At 63.5% G+C, this 2,964-nt stretch carries 2 protein-coding genes and 1 pseudogene; all 3 read left to right on the forward strand.

Features of this window, described 5'->3' with window-relative positions:
• Positions 1 to 1,831 (forward strand): 3-hydroxyacyl-CoA dehydrogenase NAD-binding domain-containing protein (locus EN884_RS31215; RefSeq protein WP_128360944.1); only part of this gene is annotated, 1,831 nt, incomplete at its 5' end.
• 82 nt (positions 1,832 to 1,913) lie between these two features.
• Positions 1,914 to 2,564, forward strand: a complete 651-nt coding sequence (locus EN884_RS31220; RefSeq protein ID WP_013533656.1) for a helix-turn-helix transcriptional regulator — start codon at positions 1,914 to 1,916, stop codon at positions 2,562 to 2,564.
• Between the two features lie 42 nt (positions 2,565 to 2,606).
• Positions 2,607 to 2,964: pseudogene (locus EN884_RS31225) on the forward strand (thermonuclease family protein); the annotation flags it as partial.

Raw genomic sequence — 2,964 nt, forward strand, 5'->3', positions numbered from 1 at the left:
GTCGCTCGCCTGCCACGGCCGTGTCGCCGCCGATAGCGACAAGGTGAAGATGGCGCTTCCCGAGGTGAAGATCGGCATCTTCCCGGGCGCCGGCGGCACCCAGCGCGTGCCGCGGCTGACCGATCAGCAGCAGGCGTTGCAGATGCTGACCTCCGGCCAGACGCTGTCGCCGCAGAAGGCCAAGTCGATGGGCCTGATCCATGAGATCGCCGAGCCGACAAGGTTGGTCGAGACCGCCAAGGCGATGATCAGGAATGGCCTGAAGCCGGTGGCGCCATGGGACGAGAAAGGTTTCAAGCTGCCCGGCGGCCAGATCTATTCGCCGGCCGGTTTCAATCTGTGGCCGCCGGCCATCGCCATCCTGCGCCGCGAGACCTATGGCAACTATCCGGCCGCCGCCGCGATCCTCAAATGCGTCTATGAAGGCCTGCTGGTGCCATTCGACACCGCCTTGCGCATCGAGCAGCGCTATTTCACCGAGATCATGCAGACCAGGGAAGCGGCGGCGATGATCCGCTCGCTGTTTGTGTCGCTGCAGGAACTGAACAAGGGCGCCCGCCGCCCGGCCGGCGTGCCCGAAACCAAGTTCAAGAAGATCGGCATTCTCGGCGCCGGCTTCATGGGCGCCGGCATCGCCTATGTCACCGCCAAGGCCGGCATCCCGGTGGTGCTGCTCGACCGTGATCTGGAGTCGGCCGCCAAGGGCAAGGCGCATTCCGACAGCCTGGTCTCGGATCAGGTCAAGAAGGGCCGCGCCAAGCCGGAGGACAAGGACAAACTGCTGTCGCTGATCACGCCGACGGCGGACTACGCCGACCTTGCCGGCTGCGATCTGGTGGTCGAGGCGGTGTTCGAGGATTCGGGCGTCAAGAAGAGCGCCACCGAACAGGCGGAAGCCGTGTTGAAGCCATCGGCGATCTTCGCGTCGAACACCTCCACCATCCCGATCTCGTCGCTGGCCAAGAATTCGGCGCGGCCGAAGAATTTCATCGGCATCCATTTCTTCTCGCCGGTCGACAAGATGATGCTGGTCGAGATCATTTTGGGCAAGAAGACCGGCGACAAGGCGCTGGCCACCGCGATCGACTTCGTTCGCGCCATCAAGAAGACGCCGATCGTCGTCAACGACACGCGCGGCTTCTACGTCAACCGCTGCGTGCTGCGCTACATGTCGGAAGCCTACAAGATGCTGATCGAAGGTGTGCCCGCGCCGATGATCGAGAACGCGGCGAAGGCAGCCGGCATGCCGGTCGGCCCCCTGGCACTGACCGACGAAACGGCCATCGACCTTGCCCAGAAGATCATGAAGCAGACCATCAGGGATTTGGGCGACAAGGCGGTCGATCCCAAGCAGATGGCGCTGATCAACACCATGGTCGACGATCACGGCCGCTTCGGCCGCAAGAACGGCAAGGGGTTTTACGATTATCCGGCAAAGCCCGCCAAGAAGAAGCTGTGGCCGGGCATCAGGGATCTCTATCCGCAGCTTGCGCCCGAGAAGGTCGATTATGAGGAACTGCAGCAGCGGCTGCTGGTCACCATCGCGCTGGAAGCGGCCCGGGTGATGGAAGAAGGCATCGTCACCGACCCGCGCGAGGCCGATGTCGGCTCGATCCTCGCCTTCGGCTTCGCTCCCTATACCGGCGGTGCGCTGTCCTACATCGACGGCATCGGCGCCAAGGCGTTCGTCAAGATCGCCAGAAACCTGCAGAAGAAATACGGCGCCGAGTTCAAGGCGCCCAAGCTGCTGCTCGACATGGCCGAGAAGGGTGAGAGCTTCTATCAGCGCTTCGATCCCTATGCGAAAGGCGAGACCAGGAAAGCGGCGTGAGTAAGCCTTGCACTGTGGACAAGATGGCGGTCCGGGGTTAGAACAGGGAAGGTATTTTTTCCTGTTCAAAGGAGAGCGACACATGCTCTCGCATGACCGTGTCTGGGCTGCCATTGATGCTCTTGCCGAGCGCTATTCGCTTTCGGCCTCGGGGCTGGCCAAGCGTGCGGGGCTCGATTCCACCGCCTTCAACAAGTCGAAGCGCCTGTCGTCGGATGGCCGGCCGCGCTGGCCCTCGACCGAATCACTGGCAAAGATTATGGAGGCAACGGGCGCTTCCCTCGACGAATTCACCGGTTTGATTGAAGGTCGGGCCGGGGCCAGCCATGCGGCTTCGGTCGCCCGCCGAAGCTCCGTGCCGCTGCTCGGCTTTGCCCAGGCCGGCGCCGGCGGCTTCTTCGACGATGCCGGCTTTCCAGCCGGGCAGGGCTGGGATCTGATCGAACTGCCGACGCAATCGACCGAGAGTTCCTATGCTTTGCAGGTGCAGGGCGATTCCATGCTGCCGCTCTACCGCAATGGCGACGTCCTCATCGTCGAACCGGGCGCCGTTACCCGCAAGGGCGATCGCGTCGTCGTCAAGACCACATCAGGCGAAGTGATGGCCAAGGTGCTCGAGCGCCAGACCGTCAGGTCGATTGCGCTGGTCTCGCTCAATCCCGATCATCCCGACCGCGATATTCCCATGCGCGATGTCGAATGGGTGGCGCGGATTGTCTGGGCAAGCCAATAGGTCAAGCTGGTGCGGCTTCTCCATCATGCGCTGGCGGTTCTGATGGTCCCTGTGATGGCAGCCATTGTCGTCACTGGCGGTCACACTCTGAAAGGTAGTGAAAGCGTCATCACCGTGGACCAGCTTGATCCGGGCGCCGATGCGATGGCGCAGCAGGCTGCCGGGACGCTGCCCGAGGAGCCGGCCACATCGGCCATCGCAGCTCCGCAGCCGGCGACGCATTCGAGGGCGATCGATCCCGAAATCGTCGCGCCGCCGGAACTGCCCGCCGACGGGCTTGAACGGATCGAGCCGCGCGAGCCGCTGAGCAAACTCGCGCTGGCCGTGCCGCCCAAGCCGAAAATGCCTGACGACTGGAACGGCACAAAGCTGTTCCAGCCGGTTGCGCCGGCCGCCGGCT

Source organism: Mesorhizobium sp. M7A.F.Ca.AU.001.01.1.1, from assembly GCF_004022735.1.
Classification (GTDB): Bacteria; Pseudomonadota; Alphaproteobacteria; order Rhizobiales; family Rhizobiaceae; genus Mesorhizobium; species Mesorhizobium ciceri.

Bases quoted from the DNA above. Each gene is read 5' to 3' on its own strand.
- EN884_RS31220 (WP_013533656.1), top strand. From the start codon at position 1,914: ATGCTCTCGCATGACCGTGTCTGGGCTGCCATTGATGCTCTTGCCGAG.